The organism is Streptomyces sp. NRRL S-118, assembly GCF_000716335.1.
Classification (GTDB): domain Bacteria; phylum Actinomycetota; class Actinomycetes; order Streptomycetales; family Streptomycetaceae; genus Streptomyces.
This window is the reverse complement of sequence record NZ_KL591010.1, coordinates 172,343-187,885: the sequence shown is the minus strand read 5'-3', so window position 1 is coordinate 187,885 and position 15,543 is coordinate 172,343. Positions and strand designations below refer to the sequence as shown.

Genomic DNA, 15,543 nt, shown 5'->3' with positions numbered 1-15,543 from the left:
GCGGTTCTCCCGAGGGGGTGGGCGGACGATCGGTTTACTGATAATGATTATCATGTGGCTCTTGTGGGGCGGGGACGGCCGGGGCGCCTCCGCCGCACACCCACCCCCCGCCCCGGCACCGAGACGGAGAACCGAGAGCCCTATGTCACGCAGGATGCTGGGAACCGTGCGCCGCTGGGTCGCCGCGGCCGTCATGGGCACGCTGCTCGCCGGCTGCGGATCCACCGCCGGAACCGCCGAGGAGGAGGGCAAGGCCGGGCCCAGGACCGACGTGAAGGTCGAGCCCATCAGAGCCGCCCGCTCCGTCACCGACGCCAAGGGCGTCACCGTCACCACGAAGGCCGCCCCGCGGCGCGTCGTCTGCCTGGTCGCGCTCTGCGACGACATGCTCGCCGAACTCGGCATGGAGCCCGCCGCCACCAACTCCCGGCTGCTCGCCCACCCCGCTTTCCTGGGCAAGGACAAGGCGGCGAGGATCCCGGTCGTACCGGGCGGTTTCCTCGCCCCGGAGGCCGAGGCGATCCTCTCGTACGAACCGGACCTGGTGATCGGTCTGGAGGACACCCACGGCAAGCTCGCCCCCGCCCTCAGGGGCGCCACCGTCTTCTGGCCGGTCCAGCCCGACAGCTGGGAGGACAGCGTCGGCTACCTGCGCGACCTCGCCGCCCTCACCGGCCGCACGCGGCAGGGTGAGGCCGCCGAGAAGGCGTTCCGCACGAAACTCGCGAAGGCCGAGAAGGCCAGGAGCGGGAAGACCGCGCTGATCATCTTCGGCAGCGACGAGAACTTCGGTGTCGCGACGCCCGGCAACGACGTCGCGGCAGGGCTGTTCCCGAAGATCGCGCACTACCCGTGGAAGAGCCGCGGCGTCGAAGGCACGTACAGCATGGAGGAGATCCTCGCCGCCGACGTCGGGGTGATGTTCGTGGAGACGCTCTCCTTCGGAGGCCCGTCGGACGGCAAGCTCTCCGACAAGCTCGCCGAGAACCCGCTGTGGTCACGCATCCCGGCCGTGAAGAACGGCGACGTCCACGAGGTCGACTCCGAGGTGTGGGCCAAGGGCCGCGGCACCCGGTCGCTCGGCATCGTCCTCGACGAGGCCACGGCCGCCCTCAAGTGACCGCCTCCGTGTCCCCCGCCGCGACCGCCGCCGGGGCCCCGCCCGTGCGCCAGGCCGTCGCGGCGGCCCTGATCCTGCTGGTGGTCACCGGTTGCGCCCTGTGCCTCGGGACGCCGTACGTGCCGCCCGCCGCGCTCGCCGGCGCGCTCGGCGGGGACGGCCTCACCGGTGTCGTCGTCACCGAACTGCGGCTGCCCCGGCTCGTGCTGGCGCTCGTCGCCGGCGCCTGCCTGGGCGCCGCGGGCCTGGTCCTCCAGGAGGCCCTGCGCAATCCGCTCGCCGTCCCCGAACTGCTCGGTGTCTCCAGTGGCGCCGCGCTCGGTGTCGCCGCCCCGCTCGTGCTCGCTCTGTCGGTGCCGCTGGCCGTGCAGCCGCTGCTCGCCCTCGGCGGCGCGGCGGCCGGTGGCGTCCTGACGCTGCTCGCCGCCGGGTTCGGGCGCAGCCCCTCCGCCGTGCTGCTGACCGGCGCGGCCGTCGCCGCCGCCCTCCAGGCCGCGCTGCTCGTACTGATGGTGCTCGCCGACCAGCTCGACCTCCAGCTCATCTACCGCTACCTGCTCGGCAGCCTCTCCGCCCGCACCTGGGACGACGTGACGGGACTCGGGCCGTGGCTCGTCGTCGCCGTGCCGGCGCTGGTCCTGTGCGCGCCGGTGCTCAGTGTGCTGCGGCTCGGTGACGACGACGCCCAGGCCCTGGGCGTACGGGTGCGGCGGGCGCGGCTCGCCGCCCTCGCCATCTCGGTGCTGCTCATCGCCCCGGTCGTCGCCGTGTGCGGGCCGGTCGCCTGGGTCGGCTTCCTCGCGCCGCACCTGGCACGGCGGTTGCGGCCCGGCGCGGACGCGGTGCGGCTGCTGCCCTGGGCGGCGGTGTGGGGCGCGCTGGTCGTGGCCTGCGCGGACCAGCCGGCGCGGCTCGCGCTCGCCCCGGTCGAGACACCCGTCGGCGCCTGGACGGCGCTGCTGGGCGTCCCGGCCGGTGTCGCCCTGCTGAAGGCGGGCCGCCGGTGACGCACGCACGGCGCGCGGCAGCCCTCCTCCTGCTGCTCCTCCTCGTCGCGGCCGCCGGCCTGATCGCCGGGCGCGCCGTACCCGTCTCCGGCGTCTGGGATGTGCTGGGTGGCGGCGGCGACGCCACGACCCGGCACGTCGTCCTGCGGCTGCGGCTGCCGCGCACCCTGGTGGCGCTGGCCGCGGGCGCCTCGCTGGGGCTCGCGGGCACGGTCCTGCAGTCGGCGCTGCGCAACCCGCTCGCCGGGCCCGAGGTCACCGGCGTCACGCCCGGTGCCGTGCTCGGCGCGGTCACCGCGAGCGGCCTCGGTCTCGCGGGCTGGGAGTCCCCGGCCGCCGTGGTGACCGCCGCGTGCCTGGGCGGGTTCGCCGGCGCGGGCCTGCTGTGGCTGCTCGCGGGGCGCGGGAAGGGCGACCCGGCGCAGACGGCCGTGCACGGTGTGCTCGTCTCCGCGGTGCTCTCCGGGCTGACCGCCATGGTGCTGCTGGTCGCGCCCGGCGAACTCGGCAGCGTCGTGCAGTGGCTGGTCGGCTCCACCGAGGGCCGCGTGTGGGACCACTGGCACCTGCTGTGGCCCTGGGCGGCCGTCTGGTCCCTGGCGGCCTGCGCGCTGGCCGCGCCCTTGACCCTCCTGCGCTGCGGCGACGAACAGGCGTCGGCGGCCGGGCTGGACACCGGCCGGGCGCGCGTGGCCGCGCTGGTGTGCGCCGTGGCGCTGACCGCGGGAGCGGTCTCGGCCGTCGGCGCGCTCGGCTTCGTCGGGCTGCTCGTGCCCCACCTGGCGTTCGCGCTCTTCGGAGCGGACCTGCGGGCCGCGCTGCCCGGGGCCGCGCTGCTCGGGGCGGCGGTGGTGGGCGGCGCGGACGCGACGGCCCAGTGGCTCTCGCACATGGCGGCCCGGGCACTGGACACGGACCGGCTGAGCGTCCCCGCCGGGGCGCTGACGACCTGCGTGGGGGCGGTGCTGCTGCTGATGGTGGCGCGCCGCCGCCCGGCGAGCGAGGAGTAGGCATGAGCGTTGCTCAGGACACCGCGACCACGTCGACGGGAGCGGTACGGGTGGAAGGGGTCCGCTTCGGCTATCCGGGCCGGGAGGTGCTGTCCGGGGTCGACCTGGGCATCGCGCCCGGCGAACTCGTGGCCCTGGTGGGCCTCAACGGCTGCGGCAAGAGCACCCTGCTGAGGCTGTGCGCCGGACTCCTCCGGCCGACCTCCGGGCGGGTGCTCCTGGACGGCGACGACCTGGGCCGGCTCGGCCGCCGCGCGGCCGCGCGGCGGGTGGCCCTGCTGCATCAGCAGGCACCGGCGGTGCCCGGCATGACGGTGCGCCAGCTGGTGCGTCAGGGGCGTTACGCGGCCCGCGGGCCGCTCGGCATGCTGCGCGACGGCGACGACGCGGTGAGCGCCCGGGCGATGGCGGACGTGGGGGTGGCGCGGTGGGCCGACCGGCCGGTGGACGCCCTGTCGGGCGGTGAGCGCCAGCGCGTACGGCTGGCCATGGCGCTCGCCCAGGACACCCGCGTCCTGCTGTTGGACGAGCCGACCACGTATCTCGACCTGCGCCACCAACTGGAGGTGATGCAGACCGTGGTGCGGCTGCGCGAGGAGCGCGGGCTGACCGTCGTGATGGTGCTGCACGACCTGGGGCACGCGGCGCGGTTCGCGGACCGGATCGTGGCGCTGCGGGGCGGCCGGGTCGCGGCGGACGGCCCGCCGGCCGAGGTGGTCACGCCCGGACTCCTCGCCGGCGTCCTGGGCGTCGCGGGCCGGGTGGGGCGCGATCCGCAGGGCGGATGGCCGGTGTGTTACCCGGATCACCCTCTCCCGTCGACAACGGGGCTTGCGAAATGAAAATCATATTCATTAGTGTCGGTGGTGCGTCGCCGGTCCGGCGGCGCGGTCACCCGTACTGAACGGAGGCTCAATCCATGGAGCAGAACAAGGTGTTCACGCCGATCGCCGAGCAGGGTCAGCTGGCCCACCTGTCGGCGACCCACTCCAACGCGCTCGTCGAGAACCCCTTCGACGACGCCGTCGAGGCCGACGCGGACAAGTAGGCCCCGCGTCCCACCCGTGCCTGGGGCCCGCCCGGATCGCCTTTCCGGGCGGGCCCGCCCCGTCCCCCACCACCCCCTTCCCCCTGGAGGAACCTCGTGGCCACCGTGCGGCTCACCCCCGGCGTCGTCCTCGTCACCGTCCCTGACCGGGGCCTCGCCGTCCGCACGCCCGACGGAACGTTCCTCCAGGTGAACACCGGAACGGTGGACGAGGCCGCGCTCCTCGCGCACCTCACCGACGGGGGACCGGCGAGCCCGGAACTCGCCGGTCTGGCACGGGCCTTCGAGGAGGCGGGCTACACCACGCGCACACCGGCGCCCGCCCCGCTCGGCGGACGCACCGTGGTCGTGCTCGGCGACGCCGGGCTGACAGGGCCGCTCACCCGGTGCGTCCGCGACGCGGGAGCCACCGTGCGCCACGACCTGCCCGACACCCCGGACGCGCGCACCGCCGTCGTCTGGTGCCTGGACCGGCCGGCGCCTGAAGGCATCTGGGACCGGGCCGACACCCTGCCCGCCCACGGCGCCGCCTGGCTGCGCTGCCACCGGGAAGGCGCCCACGCCTGGCTGGAGCCCCTCGCCTGCGCCCCCGGCGACGTCACCTCCGCGGACGTACGGCTCCGCCGCCTGGCCGCCACCCCCGCACACCGCGAACTCGCCGCCTACTGGGCCGGATCGGCCACCCCCGACGAGGGCCCCCCTCACACCGAGGCCTCCGCCGCGCTCACCGCCGCGCTGCTCACCGGCGACCTCCTCGCCTGGGCCGCCGGCGCGCCCCCCGCCGTACGGCGCCGGCTGCGCCGCATCGACCTGCGCGACCTCACCGTCACCGAGCACCCCGTGCTGCCGGTGCCGGACGTCGCGCCGCTGGACACCCGCCGATGACCGGCACCGTCCGCATCGACGGCCTGGCGACCGACGTGTGCCTGCCGCCCGCGCCGGGGCCGCACCCCGCCGTCGTCGTCCGCACCCCGTACGACCGCCGCCACCACCGCGCCGAGCTGCGCGGCTGGGCGGCCCGGGGCTTCGCCGCGCTCGCCCAGGACGTCCGCGGCCGGCACGCCTCGGACGGCGACTGGGACCCCTACGGCGACCAGGAGGCGAAGGACGGCGAGACCACCCTCCGCTGGATCCGCGAGCAGCCCTGGAGCGACGGCACGGTCGTCGCCTCGGGCGCCTCCTACGCCGCGTACTGCGCCCTGGTGGCACCCGGCGCCGACGCGGTCATCGCCGCCGTACCCGCCCTCGGGCTCGCCGAGACCGCCCGCGAAGCCACCGGACCGGAGCGCCTGCTGGCCCGCGCCGGATGGTGGTCGGAGCACGGCGGCACCCCGCACGCCCGGGCCGGGCGACTGGACCAGCTCCCCGTCCTCGGCATCCTCGACTCCCCGGCCTGGGCGGCCCTGTGGCGCGCCGGCCCCCGGCCCGTGCCGGCCGCGGACGTGCCCCTGCTCGCGGTGGGCGGCACCCGCGACCCGTTCGCCGCGGACACCCTCCGGCTCTGGCGGCACTGGCCCGGCCCGGCGCGGCTGCTGCTCGGCCCCTGGGGCCACCGCCTCACCGCCGAACCGGCCCCCGAGGCCCGTCCGGCCCACCGGCTGAACCTCGGCGCCCTCCACACCGGCTGGGCCCGCGCCGCACTCGCCGGCCGGCTCACCGGCCGCGCCTCCGCGGTCGCCCTCGGCGGCAGCGACCACTGGTGCCGCCTGCCGGACCCCGTCCTCACCCCGTACCCCTTCGGCACGCCCACCGGCCCCCGCCCGCTGCGCGGCGCCGACTTCGTCGCCGACCCCGCACGGCCGGTCCGCTCCGACCGCCTCGACGTCCCCGAGCACGGCGTCCCCGACCGCTGCCTGCTGGTCACACCCCCGCTCCCACGCCCGCTGGACCTGCTGGGCCCGGCCGAGGCGCGCCTGGACGCCGTCGCCGACGCGCCCAGCGCCGACTGGGCCGTCCGGCTCGTCGCCCTCGACCCCGCGGGCCGGGCCGATCCGCTCGCCACCGGCATCGTGCGCCGCACCGACCCCGGCCCCTTCACCGTCCCGCTCGGACACCTCGCCCGGCGCCTGGCCGCCGGGACGCGGCTGCGCGTCGAGGTCGCGGGCCACCACTTCCCGGCGCACGCCCGCAACCCGCACACCGGCGAGGACCCGGTGACCGCCACACGGCTGCTGCCCTCCCGCCGCACCGTCCGCATGCGGAGCAGCGCGCTGCGCCTCCCCGTCGTCCGGGGCGTCCACCCCCTCGACCCCGTACAGGAGATACAGACGTGAACCTCGAAGCCCTCGTGGACCCGGTCTGCGGGCTGATACGCGGCGTCGAGCCCGTACCGCACCCCACCGGCGCCCCGCCCCGCTACACCGCGATGACCGCCGACGTCTCCGACGCCCGCCGGTTCGGCGCCTGGCCCGCCGACCGCGTCTCCCTCGGCACCACCTTCGGCGACCCGGCCGGCGCCCGGACCGCCGCCGTCGCCGAGGCCGTCGAACGCTACTGCGGCAACCGCGTGCCGCCGCCCGGGCACCCGGACGCGCCGCGCCGCGCCACCGCGGCCGAACTCACCGCCGAGGGCGCGCGCCTGTACGGCCCGGGCGACCTGCCCGCCTACGCCCCCTGGCAGTACGCCCGCCCCGGCTTCCCCTACCGGCCCCTCACCCCGGACACGCCCGCCCTGTGGGCACGCGGCACGGAGAACGGCGAGGAGTGCTGGGCACCCGTCGCCCTCACCCACCTCAACTGGCGCCAGGGCGAACACCGTTCCCTCCCGCGCACCCACCACCTCAACTACGCGGGCATCGCCACCGGCCAGGGCCTGGACGACGCCGTCGAACGCGCCCTGCTGGAGATCGTCGAACGCGACGCCCTCGAACTGTGGTGGCACCTCGACGGACCCACCCGCGGCATCGACCCCGCGAGCGTGCCCGGCCTGCTCGACGACCTCGCCGGCACCTCCCTCGGCGTGTGGATCGTCGAGATGCCCTCCGAGTTCGCCCCCTGTGTGGCCGCGCTCGTCCACGACCCGGACCGGGGCATCCACGCCGCCGGCTTCGCCTGCCGCTACGACCCGGCCGAGGCCGCCCGCAAGGCGGTCCTCGAAGCGGTCCACACCTGGGTCTTCACCCAGGGAGCCGTCGACGCCGACGGCTGGGTCTTCCAGGCCGTCGAGGCCGGGATGCTGGCACGCGGCCTCTACCTCGACCACCGCCCCGACCGGCGCTACCTCGACGACTGCGGCGAGGACTTCGCCGCCGTCCGCGACCTCGGCGCGCACGTCCAGGTGTGGCTCGACCCCCGCATGGCCCCCCAGGCCCGCCGCTTCACCGACCCCGCACTGGGCGTGGTGCCCGTCACCGACCTCGCGCCCACCACCCGCACCGCGCTCCACGACCGCCTCGCCGGGGCCGGCCACCGCGTCATCACCGTCGACCTCACCACCGAGGACATCGCCGAGACCCCGCTGCGCGTGGCCCGCGTGCTCGTGTCCGGCCTGATCCCCAACCAGCCGGCGGCCTTCGCCTACCTCGGCTGCCCCCGCTTCTCCCGGGCCGCCCTCGACCGGCGGTGGCGCACCGAAGCCCCCGCGCTCCCCGGGGACTTCACCCTCGCGCCGCCGCCCCACATGTGACCCCATGACGACCTTGCTCCCCACCGCGCTCGCCCGCGCCCGCTCCCCCCGGCCGCCCGGCCCCGACATCCCGGCGGGCCGTCAGGTCACCCCGTGGCCGGGCGAGCCCCGTCCCGTCCCGCCGCGCCTGGACCGGCTCCTGCGGCTGTCCCTCGCCGGCGTCCGGCTGCGCCCCGCCGCGTCCGCGGGCGCGCTCCACCCGGTCAACGCCCACCTGCTCCTCGGCCCGGACCACACGCTGCCGCCCGGCCGGTACGCGTACGACCCCGTGCGCCACCGCCTGCGCCTGCGCGCCACCGCTCCCGCCGGGGCCCCGCCGGGAGCGGTCGCGGTCCTGACCGTCACGGCGCGGCGCACCGTGTCGCACTACGGCCATCGGGCCTGGCCGCTGCTGCTCCTGGACACCGGTCACGCGGCCGCGGCGCTCGCCCTCGCGGGGGCTCCGGAGTGGTGCCCGGACGCCGAGCCCGCGCTCCTCGCCGCGGCCGCGGGACTCCCGGCCGACTGGCGCGGCGCCGAACCCGAACACGCCCTCGCCGCCGTACGCCTGACACCCGGTCCGCCCGACGCGCTGGAACGCTGGTCGGTGTACGCCCCGGCGCCGCCGCCGGCCCCCACGCCCCACACACCGCCGGACGTCCTCGTCGAGGCGTGGCGGCTCCTCGGCGCCCTGCCCGGGACCGCCACCGCCTGGCACCCGACCGCGGCACCCGTCCTGACCGACGCCGCGCTGCGCTCCCGCCGCAGCGCCGGACCGCCGCTGCACGGCACACCGCGACCGGCCGCGCTGCACACGGTCCTGGCGGCGGCACGCCGGGCGGCACCGCTCCCCTGGGAGGTGCTGACCACCCCCGCCGCCCTCGCGCCGCTCGCCGCCCGGGCCGCCGGGCAGGGCTGGCTCGCGGACGCGGGGGCCCTGCTGCTCGCGCACGGCTGCCCCGACGACGCACCGCCCGCCCGGATCCGCCACGCCCATGTGCGCGCCGGCTACGCGGTGGGACTGGCCCAGGCCGTCGCCACCGGGCTCGGGCTCGCCTCGCGGCCCGTCGGCTCCTGGCAGCACGGACCCGGCGGTCCGCCGCACCCCGTCCACGCCCTCGCGCTGGGCCTCCGTACCCGCGCCACCCCCCGCACAGAAGGGACCGACCGGCCATGATGCTCCACCCGGAGCTGCTGCGCGCCGCCAGGACCGCGCGCCGCCCCCTCCTCGGGGCCACCGCGCTGCTCGGTGCCGTGGCCGTCACGCACCTCGCCCAGGCCGTGCTCCTCGCCCTCGCGCTGGCCCGCACCGCCCGCGGCGAGACGTCCGGCCTCCCGGCCCTGCTGGCCGGGGTCCTCGCGGCCGTCGCCGTCCGCGCCGTACTGAGCCGGCGTCAGCGCGCGCTCGCCGTCCGCGCCGGGGCGCGGGTCCGGACCGGTCTGCGCGACGCCCTCCTCGAACGCCTCGGCGCCCTCGGGCCGGCCCGCTCCGCGGACACCCGGGCCGGAGCGGTCCGTGCCACGCTGGTCGACGGCGTCGAGGGCGTGGACGCCTACGTCTCCCGCTACCTCCCGCAGTTCCTGATCACCTGTGCGCTGCCGCCGCTCCTCCTGGCGGCCGTCGCCCTCGTCGAGCCCCGCGCCCTCCTCGTCCTCGCCCCCGCGCTCCTGCTGGCGCTCCTCGCGCCCCGCTGGTGGGACGCGCTGCTGGCCCGGCGGGGCCAGGAGCACTGGGGCTCGTACGAGGCACTCGCGGCCGACTACCTGGAGGCGCTCCAGGGCATGCCGGCGCTCCGGGCCGCCGGGGCGGTCGCGCGCACCCGTGCCCGCCTGGAGGCGCGTTCGGCGGCCCTGCACCGCGCCACCGTCGCCAAGCTGCGCGTGTCCCTCGTCGACACCGGCATCACGGACCTCGCCGTCCAGGGCGGCACGGTCGCCGCCGCGCTGGTCGCATGCGCCTCGGCCGCGTCCGGCCGGACCGCGGCGACCGGCACCTACCTGCTCCTCATGCTGGCGTCGGAGTGCTTCCGCCCGGTCCGGGACCTGTCGCGCGAGTGGCACGCGGGCTACCTCGGCGTCTCGGCCGCTGACGGCATCGCCGCCCTGCGCACGGCACGGCCCGCGGTCCGCGACGAAGGCACCGCGCCGATGCCGGCCCGCTCCCCGGAGATCCGCTTCGAGGACGTGCGCTTCACCTATCCGGGCGCCGCCCGGCCCGCCCTGCGCGGGGTCACGTTCACCGCCGCGGCGGGCCGTACGACCGCCGTCGTCGGCCCGTCCGGCGCCGGCAAGTCGACCCTCCTCGCGCTCCTGCTGCGCCAGTGGGACCCGGACGGCGGGCGCGTCACCCTCGACGGCACGGACCACGGCCGCTTCGCCCTCGCCGCGCTGCGGAGCGGCATCGCGGTCGTGTCCCAGGAGACGTACCTCTTCCACGCCTCCGTCGCCGACAACCTCCGGCTCGCCCGCCCCGCGGCGACCGACGAGGAGCTGTACGCCGCGGCGCGGGCCGCCGGCATCCACGAGGAGATCCTGCGGCTGCCGGGCGGCTACGCCACCGAGGTCGGCGAGCGCGGCGCCACCCTGTCCGGCGGACAGCGCCAGCGCCTCGCCCTCGCCCGCGCGCTCCTCGCCGACGCACCCGTCCTCGTCCTGGACGAGGCGACGAGCGCGGTCGACGAACGGCGCGAGGCCCGCATCGGCCGCGAACTGCTCCGAGCCGCCCGCGGCCGCACCTGCCTCGTCGTCGCCCACCGCCTCGCCTCGGTACGGGAAGCCGACCGGATCGTGGTCCTGGACGACGGCCGGGTCGAGGCCGCCGGCACGCACACGGGCCTGCTCGCCCGGAGCGCCCTGTACGCGCGGCTGGTCGCCGCCGGGCACACCCACGAGGAGGCAGCGTGACCACGACCACCCGCCCGGACACCCCGCCGCCCGGCCACCCGGCCGCCGGCCCCGAGCGCGGCGCCCTGCGCGCCCTGCTGCCGGTGCTCGGCGCTCACCGGGCCATGACCGTACGGACCTTCGGCGCGGCGTTCGCCGACCAGGCCGCGCTGGTCGCGCTGGTGACGCTCGCCGCCCACACCGTGGGCACCGCGGTCCTGTCGGGCACCGCCCCGGGCGCCGCCACCGTCACGGCGCTCGTCGCCCTCGTCCTGCTGCGCTCGCTGGCGACGTGGCGGGAGATGGACCTGTCGCACGACCTGGCGTACCGGGTGCTGGCCGAGCTACGGGTGCGGGTCTTCGACGGGCTGGCCCGCAGCGCGCCCGCCCGCGTCGCCGGGCGTCGCAGCGGCGACCTCGCGGCGGCGGCGCTGGCGGACGTGGAGGCCCTGGAGTTCTTCTACGCCCACGCGGTCGCGCAACTCCTCGCCTCCGCCGTCGTCCTCGCCGGCGGTACGGCGGTCCTCGCGGTGGTCGACCCCTGGCTGACGGTCCCGGTCGCCCTCGCCGCCGGACTGCTGCTCCTCGCGCCGCTGCTGGACGGGCGGGGGCGGGCGGTGCGCGGCGCCCGCACGCGCCGGGCCGCCGCCGAGCTGTCGGCCGAGGCGGTCGAGACGGTCGACGGGCTGCGGGAACTGCTGGCGTCCGGAGCGCTGGAGCGGCGCCGCGCCCGGCTGCGGGAGCACGGCGACCGGCTGGGCGAGGCGCAACGGGCGGAGCACGCCTGGGAGGCGGGCGCGGCCGCGGTGCGCGACCTGTTCGTGGTGGCGGCGGTCGTGGGGGTGGTGGCGGTCGCCGCGGCCGCGGCTGCGGCCGGCGGTGCGTGGACGCCCGCCGCGATGGCCCTGGCGCTCGGCGTCCTCGCGCCGGTCGCCGACTCGGCCGCGGCGCTGGGCCAGGCGGGTGGACTGCGCGCGGCCGCCTCCCGCGTCGGCGCGGCGATCCGGGCCCGGGCGGGTGCGCCCGCCCCCGCCGCGCCCCGCCCCGCGCCGGCCGGGCCCCTGGGCGTCCGGATGCGGGGCGTGCGCTTCGACTACGGCGGCGCGCCGGTGCTCGACGGCCTGGACCTGACGGTCCGCGCGGGGGAAACGCTCGCCCTGGTGGGCGCCTCGGGGTCCGGCAAGTCCACGTGCGCGCACCTGCTGGCCCGCTTCTGGGACCCGGTGCAGGGCGCGGTCGAGCTGGTCGGGGCGTACGGCACGCCCGTCGACGTGCGCGATCTGGCGGAGGAGGAGCTGCGCCGCACCGTGGCGGTCGTCGGCCAGGACGCGCCGCTCTTCCACGGCACGCTCGCCGACAACCTGTGCCTGGCCCGGCCGGATGCGACCGACGAGGAACTGCGCGACGCCGCCCGCGTCTGCGGCGTCGACCGGATCGCCGAGGCGCTGCCGGACGGCTACGGCACCGTGGTGGGGGAGCGCGGCGCGACCCTGTCGGGCGGCCAGCGCTCCCGGGTGGCCCTGGCGCGTGCGCTGCTGACGAATCCGCGGATCCTGGTCCTCGACGAGACGACGGCCCACCTGGACACGGCGGGGGACGCGGAGCTGTCGGCGGCGCTGGCGGCCGCGTCACGGGGCCGTACGACGGTGGTGATCGCCCACCGGCCGGCCACGGTGCGCCGGGCGGACCGGATCGCGGTCCTGGAGGACGGCCGGATCGCGCAGACCGGGACGTGGGAGGAACTGGCGGCCACGGAGGGGGCGTTCACGCGGGTGCTCACGAGGTGACTGTGTACGTTTCGGGGGCGCGCGGGAAGAATGGCGTGCGCGGGCGGCCACCCTGTTCCGAGAAATGCGCTCCCCCGACGCATTGCTCCCTGCCATCGGACAGGCGCATGTGGAAACGTTTCCCCATCATGTGTGCCTGCTTTTTGTAGGCAGAATGACTGGTTCCGCCGAAGAATGCGCCACCCCGCAAAGCGCCAGGTTTTCTTAATAATTCGTACAATGCGAGAAACGGATGACCCTTGTGGGGCGGCCCTGACCTGCGGCTACCTTCGATGCCAGGCCGCCCGCCATTGCGGGGCGGGTGGTGAACCGATCAGAAGGAGCTGTCATGAAGAAGGCCTACGAAGCGCCGACGCTCATCCGGCGGGGTTCGTTCCGCAAGAAGACCGGACTCCTCGCATTCCACGGCAACGACCGTCTCATCCTGAGCAAGAACTGACGGTCGTCGGCGAACCTTCGGCCTCATGACTGAAGCGCACGAAAGTGCGGGCCCGGGCCCCGGCGACGCGCATGTCGCGGTCTTTCCCGACCACGACGCCGCGGCCGCCGTGGCCCGGTTCTTCGCCCGCCCCGGTACGCGCACGCTGCCGCACCCCTCGGGACGCCCCTGGCTCGTCGGCCACTGGCATGACGACGAGATGGTCACCGCCCGGGCGGGCTCCGCGGCCCTCGCCGTCATCGGCTGCTGCCCGCTCGACGCGGACGCACTGCGCCGGCACGCCGCCCGGCTGCGGGACATCACGCAGCTCGATGCCCTGGCCCGTACGCTCCCCGGCAGCTTCCACCTGATGGCCGCCCTCGACGGGCGGCTGCGGGTACAGGGGACCGCCTCCGGCCTGCGGCTGGTCTTCCACGCCCGGATCGACGACGTGCAGGTGGCCGCCACCCGCGCCGACGTGCTCGCCGCGGCGCTCGGCCGCGACCCCGACGTGGAACAGCTCGCCGTCCGGCTGCTCTGGCCCGTCCCGCACCCGCTCGGCGAGGAGCCCATGTGGCGGGGCGTCACCGCCGTATCCCCGCAGGACGCCCTCGTCGTCGCCCCGGACGGACGCACCGTACGCCACTCCCGCTGGTGGACGCCCCCGCGACCGACCCGGACGCTCGCAGCCGGCGCACCACGGGTCCGGGAGGCCCTCACCGACGCCGTGGACGCCCGCACGGGGCAGGGAGGCGTGGTCAGCTGCGACCTGTCCGGCGGCCTGGACTCCACCACCATCTGCTTCCTCGCCGACCGCTCACCCGCCCGGGTGGTGGCGAACACCTGGCCCGGGCGCGACCCCGCCGACAGCGACCTGCACTGGGCCAAGCAGGCCGCCGGATTCCTGCCCGACGTCGAGCACCAGGTGTGGGACGCCCACGCCTCGCCCCTCGTCTACACCGACCTGCTCGCCATCGACGACCTGCTCGACGAACCCACCATCGGCGTCATGGACCGCGCGCGCGTCCTGCACCACCTGCCCGCCATGGCCGAGCGGGGCAGCCGGGTGCACCTGACCGGCATCGGCGGCGACCACGTGGCCTGGTGCTCCGAGGCCTACTACCACCGACTGGCGCGCCGGCGGCCGCTGTTCGCGCTGCGTCAGCTGCGCGGCTTCCGGGCGCTGTGGCAGTGGCCGCTCGGCGGCACGCTGCGCGCCCTGGCCGACTCCCGCACCTACCCGGCCTGGCTCGGCGACGCGAGCCGTCGGCTGTCCGACCCGCTGCCCGACTCGGTGACCACCGGTCTCGGCTGGGGCGTACCACCACGGCTCTTCGAGTGGATGACGCCCGAGGCGGCCCGCCTGGCGCGGCGGGCCCTGCGCGAGGCCGCCGGCCGGGCGGCGCCGCTCCACCCGGACCGCGGCCTGCACATCGACCTGGACCAGATCCGCTCCTGCACGCGCATCATCCGGCAGTGGGACCGGATGGCGGCCCGGGCGGGCGTCCCGATGGCCTCGCCGTTCCTCGACGACCGGGTCATCGAGGCATGCCTCGCGGTCCGTCCCGAGGAGCGGGTCACCCCCTGGGCGTACAAGCCGCTCCTGTCCGCCGCCATGCGCGGGATCGTCCCCGACGCCTGCCTGCGCCGCACCGACAAGGCCGCGGCCGCGATGGACGCGGCCGACGGACTGCGCGAGCACCGCGCCGACCTGCGGGCCCTGTGGGAGGACTCGCACCTCGAACGGCTCGGCCTGGTGGACGGCGAGGTGCTGCGCCGCCTCGCCCAGCGGCCGGCCACGCCCGGGCTCGGCGACGCCATCCTCTACTCGACGATCGCCTGCGAGGTGTGGCTCCGCGGCCTCGCGCTCCGGGCGGCCCCCGCAACCGAAGGGAACTCACCATGGCACTGCGCTTCGGCGCCGACGTCTCCACCGCCGAAACCGGATACGGCACGGTCCTCCTGGACCAGCGCAGCGGGGAGTACTGGGAGCTCAACCCCGCCGGGACCCTGATCGTCGGCGTCCTCATGGCGGGCGGCGACGAAGTGGACGCGGCCGACGCGCTGGTCGCGGAGTACGACATCGACCGGGCCCGGGCCGAGGAGGACGTCGCCGCCCTCGTGGCGGACCTGCGCACCTCGGGGCTGGCCGCATGACCACACCGAGCGCCCTGGACATCCCCACCGGTGTGCCCTTCACCCGCCGGCTGGCCGCCCGGCTGGTCCTGGGCCCCGCCGTCCTGCTGTCGGCGCTGCCGCCGCACCGCATCCGCGCGGTCCTGGAGCGGGCGCGGCGCGGCGCCCGGCCCGCCACCGCCGCGCAGGCCCGAGCCGCCCGCGACGCCCTGTGCGCCGTGAGCCTGCGCTGCGCCGGACCCCGCGGCTGCCTGCCCCGTTCCCTGGGCGCCGTGCTGCTGTGCCGGCTGTCGGGCACCTGGGCCACGTGGTGCACGGGTCCGAGTGCCGTTCCTCCCTTCAACGCCCACGCCTGGATCGAGGCGGAAGGGCGCCCCGTGGGCGAGCCCATGCCCGATGACTACTTCGTACGGCTGCTCGTGGTGGGGCCGGCGGACCCGAGCCGCCCGCCGGGCCGGTGACCGGCGGGAGGCGGAGGGGCGAGCGGGCGCCGGCGCCCGCGACAGGTGCCCAGACGGCGGAGCCGCCCC

13 protein-coding genes and 2 pseudogenes are annotated in these 15,543 nt (G+C 77.0%); all 15 read left to right on the top strand.

Going from position 1 to position 15,543, the window contains the following annotated elements; all coding sequences use genetic code 11:
• Positions 1-154 precede the first annotated feature (154 nt).
• The 15 genes and pseudogenes from IH00_RS0119165 (at position 155) to IH00_RS0119095 (ending at position 15,474) form a co-directional block, all read left to right on the top strand.
• Positions 155-1,120, top strand: coding sequence for an ABC transporter substrate-binding protein (locus IH00_RS0119165; RefSeq protein ID WP_420710889.1), 966 nt, complete (start codon positions 155-157; stop codon positions 1,118-1,120).
• Positions 1,121-1,194: 74 nt separating this feature from the next.
• Positions 1,195-2,127 (top strand): FecCD family ABC transporter permease, encoded by a 933-nt coding sequence (locus IH00_RS0119160; RefSeq protein ID WP_420710891.1) that lies wholly within the window; start codon positions 1,195-1,197, stop codon positions 2,125-2,127.
• On the top strand, positions 2,124-3,137 hold the full coding sequence (locus tag IH00_RS0119155; protein WP_031075183.1) for a FecCD family ABC transporter permease: 1,014 nt from the start codon (positions 2,124-2,126) through the stop codon (positions 3,135-3,137). The genes IH00_RS0119160 and IH00_RS0119155 overlap by 4 nt, the downstream gene beginning before the upstream one ends.
• A 2-nt stretch (positions 3,138-3,139) precedes the next feature.
• Positions 3,140-3,995: pseudogene (locus IH00_RS0119150) on the top strand (ABC transporter ATP-binding protein).
• 61 nt (positions 3,996-4,056) lie between these two features.
• Positions 4,057-4,185, top strand: a complete 129-nt coding sequence (amiA, locus tag IH00_RS45070) for a streptamidine family RiPP (protein ID WP_267882580.1) — start codon at positions 4,057-4,059, stop codon at positions 4,183-4,185.
• Between the two features lie 96 nt (positions 4,186-4,281).
• The gene (locus IH00_RS0119140) at positions 4,282-5,070 is read left to right on the top strand and encodes a hypothetical protein (RefSeq protein ID WP_031075180.1); all 789 of its coding nucleotides are present in this window, start codon (positions 4,282-4,284) and stop codon (positions 5,068-5,070) included.
• The gene (locus tag IH00_RS0119135) at positions 5,067-6,458 is read left to right on the top strand and encodes a CocE/NonD family hydrolase (protein WP_031075179.1); all 1,392 of its coding nucleotides are present in this window, start codon (positions 5,067-5,069) and stop codon (positions 6,456-6,458) included. Before IH00_RS0119140 ends, IH00_RS0119135 begins: the two co-directional genes overlap by 4 nt.
• On the top strand, positions 6,455-7,810 hold the full coding sequence (locus IH00_RS0119130; protein WP_031075178.1) for a YcaO-like family protein: 1,356 nt from the start codon (positions 6,455-6,457) through the stop codon (positions 7,808-7,810). The genes IH00_RS0119135 and IH00_RS0119130 overlap by 4 nt, the downstream gene beginning before the upstream one ends.
• A 4-nt stretch (positions 7,811-7,814) precedes the next feature.
• The gene (locus IH00_RS0119125; protein WP_031075177.1) at positions 7,815-8,966 is read left to right on the top strand and encodes a nitroreductase family protein; all 1,152 of its coding nucleotides are present in this window, start codon (positions 7,815-7,817) and stop codon (positions 8,964-8,966) included.
• Positions 8,963-10,693 carry an ABC transporter ATP-binding protein/permease gene (locus tag IH00_RS0119120; RefSeq protein ID WP_031075176.1) on the top strand — a complete coding sequence of 577 codons (1,731 nt, stop codon included), beginning with the start codon at positions 8,963-8,965 and terminating at the stop codon, positions 10,691-10,693. The genes IH00_RS0119125 and IH00_RS0119120 overlap by 4 nt, the downstream gene beginning before the upstream one ends.
• Positions 10,690-12,459: an ABC transporter ATP-binding protein gene (locus IH00_RS0119115; protein WP_031075175.1), complete on the top strand. Its 1,770-nt coding sequence runs from the start codon at positions 10,690-10,692 to the stop codon at positions 12,457-12,459. Before IH00_RS0119120 ends, IH00_RS0119115 begins: the two co-directional genes overlap by 4 nt.
• Positions 12,460-12,787: 328 nt before the next feature.
• Entirely contained in the window at positions 12,788-12,898 is a 111-nt protein-coding gene (locus tag IH00_RS41970; protein ID WP_107064486.1) for a keywimysin-related RiPP, read from the top strand.
• Between the two features lie 25 nt (positions 12,899-12,923).
• Positions 12,924-14,744, top strand: a pseudogene (locus IH00_RS0119105) (lasso peptide isopeptide bond-forming cyclase); the annotation flags it as partial.
• A gap of 35 nt (positions 14,745-14,779) precedes the next feature.
• Positions 14,780-15,034 (top strand): lasso peptide biosynthesis PqqD family chaperone, encoded by a 255-nt coding sequence (locus IH00_RS0119100; protein WP_031075172.1) that lies wholly within the window; start codon positions 14,780-14,782, stop codon positions 15,032-15,034.
• On the top strand, positions 15,031-15,474 hold the full coding sequence (locus IH00_RS0119095) for a lasso peptide biosynthesis B2 protein (RefSeq protein ID WP_031075170.1): 444 nt from the start codon (positions 15,031-15,033) through the stop codon (positions 15,472-15,474). The genes IH00_RS0119100 and IH00_RS0119095 overlap by 4 nt, the downstream gene beginning before the upstream one ends.
• The last annotated feature ends 69 nt before the right edge of the window (positions 15,475-15,543 follow it).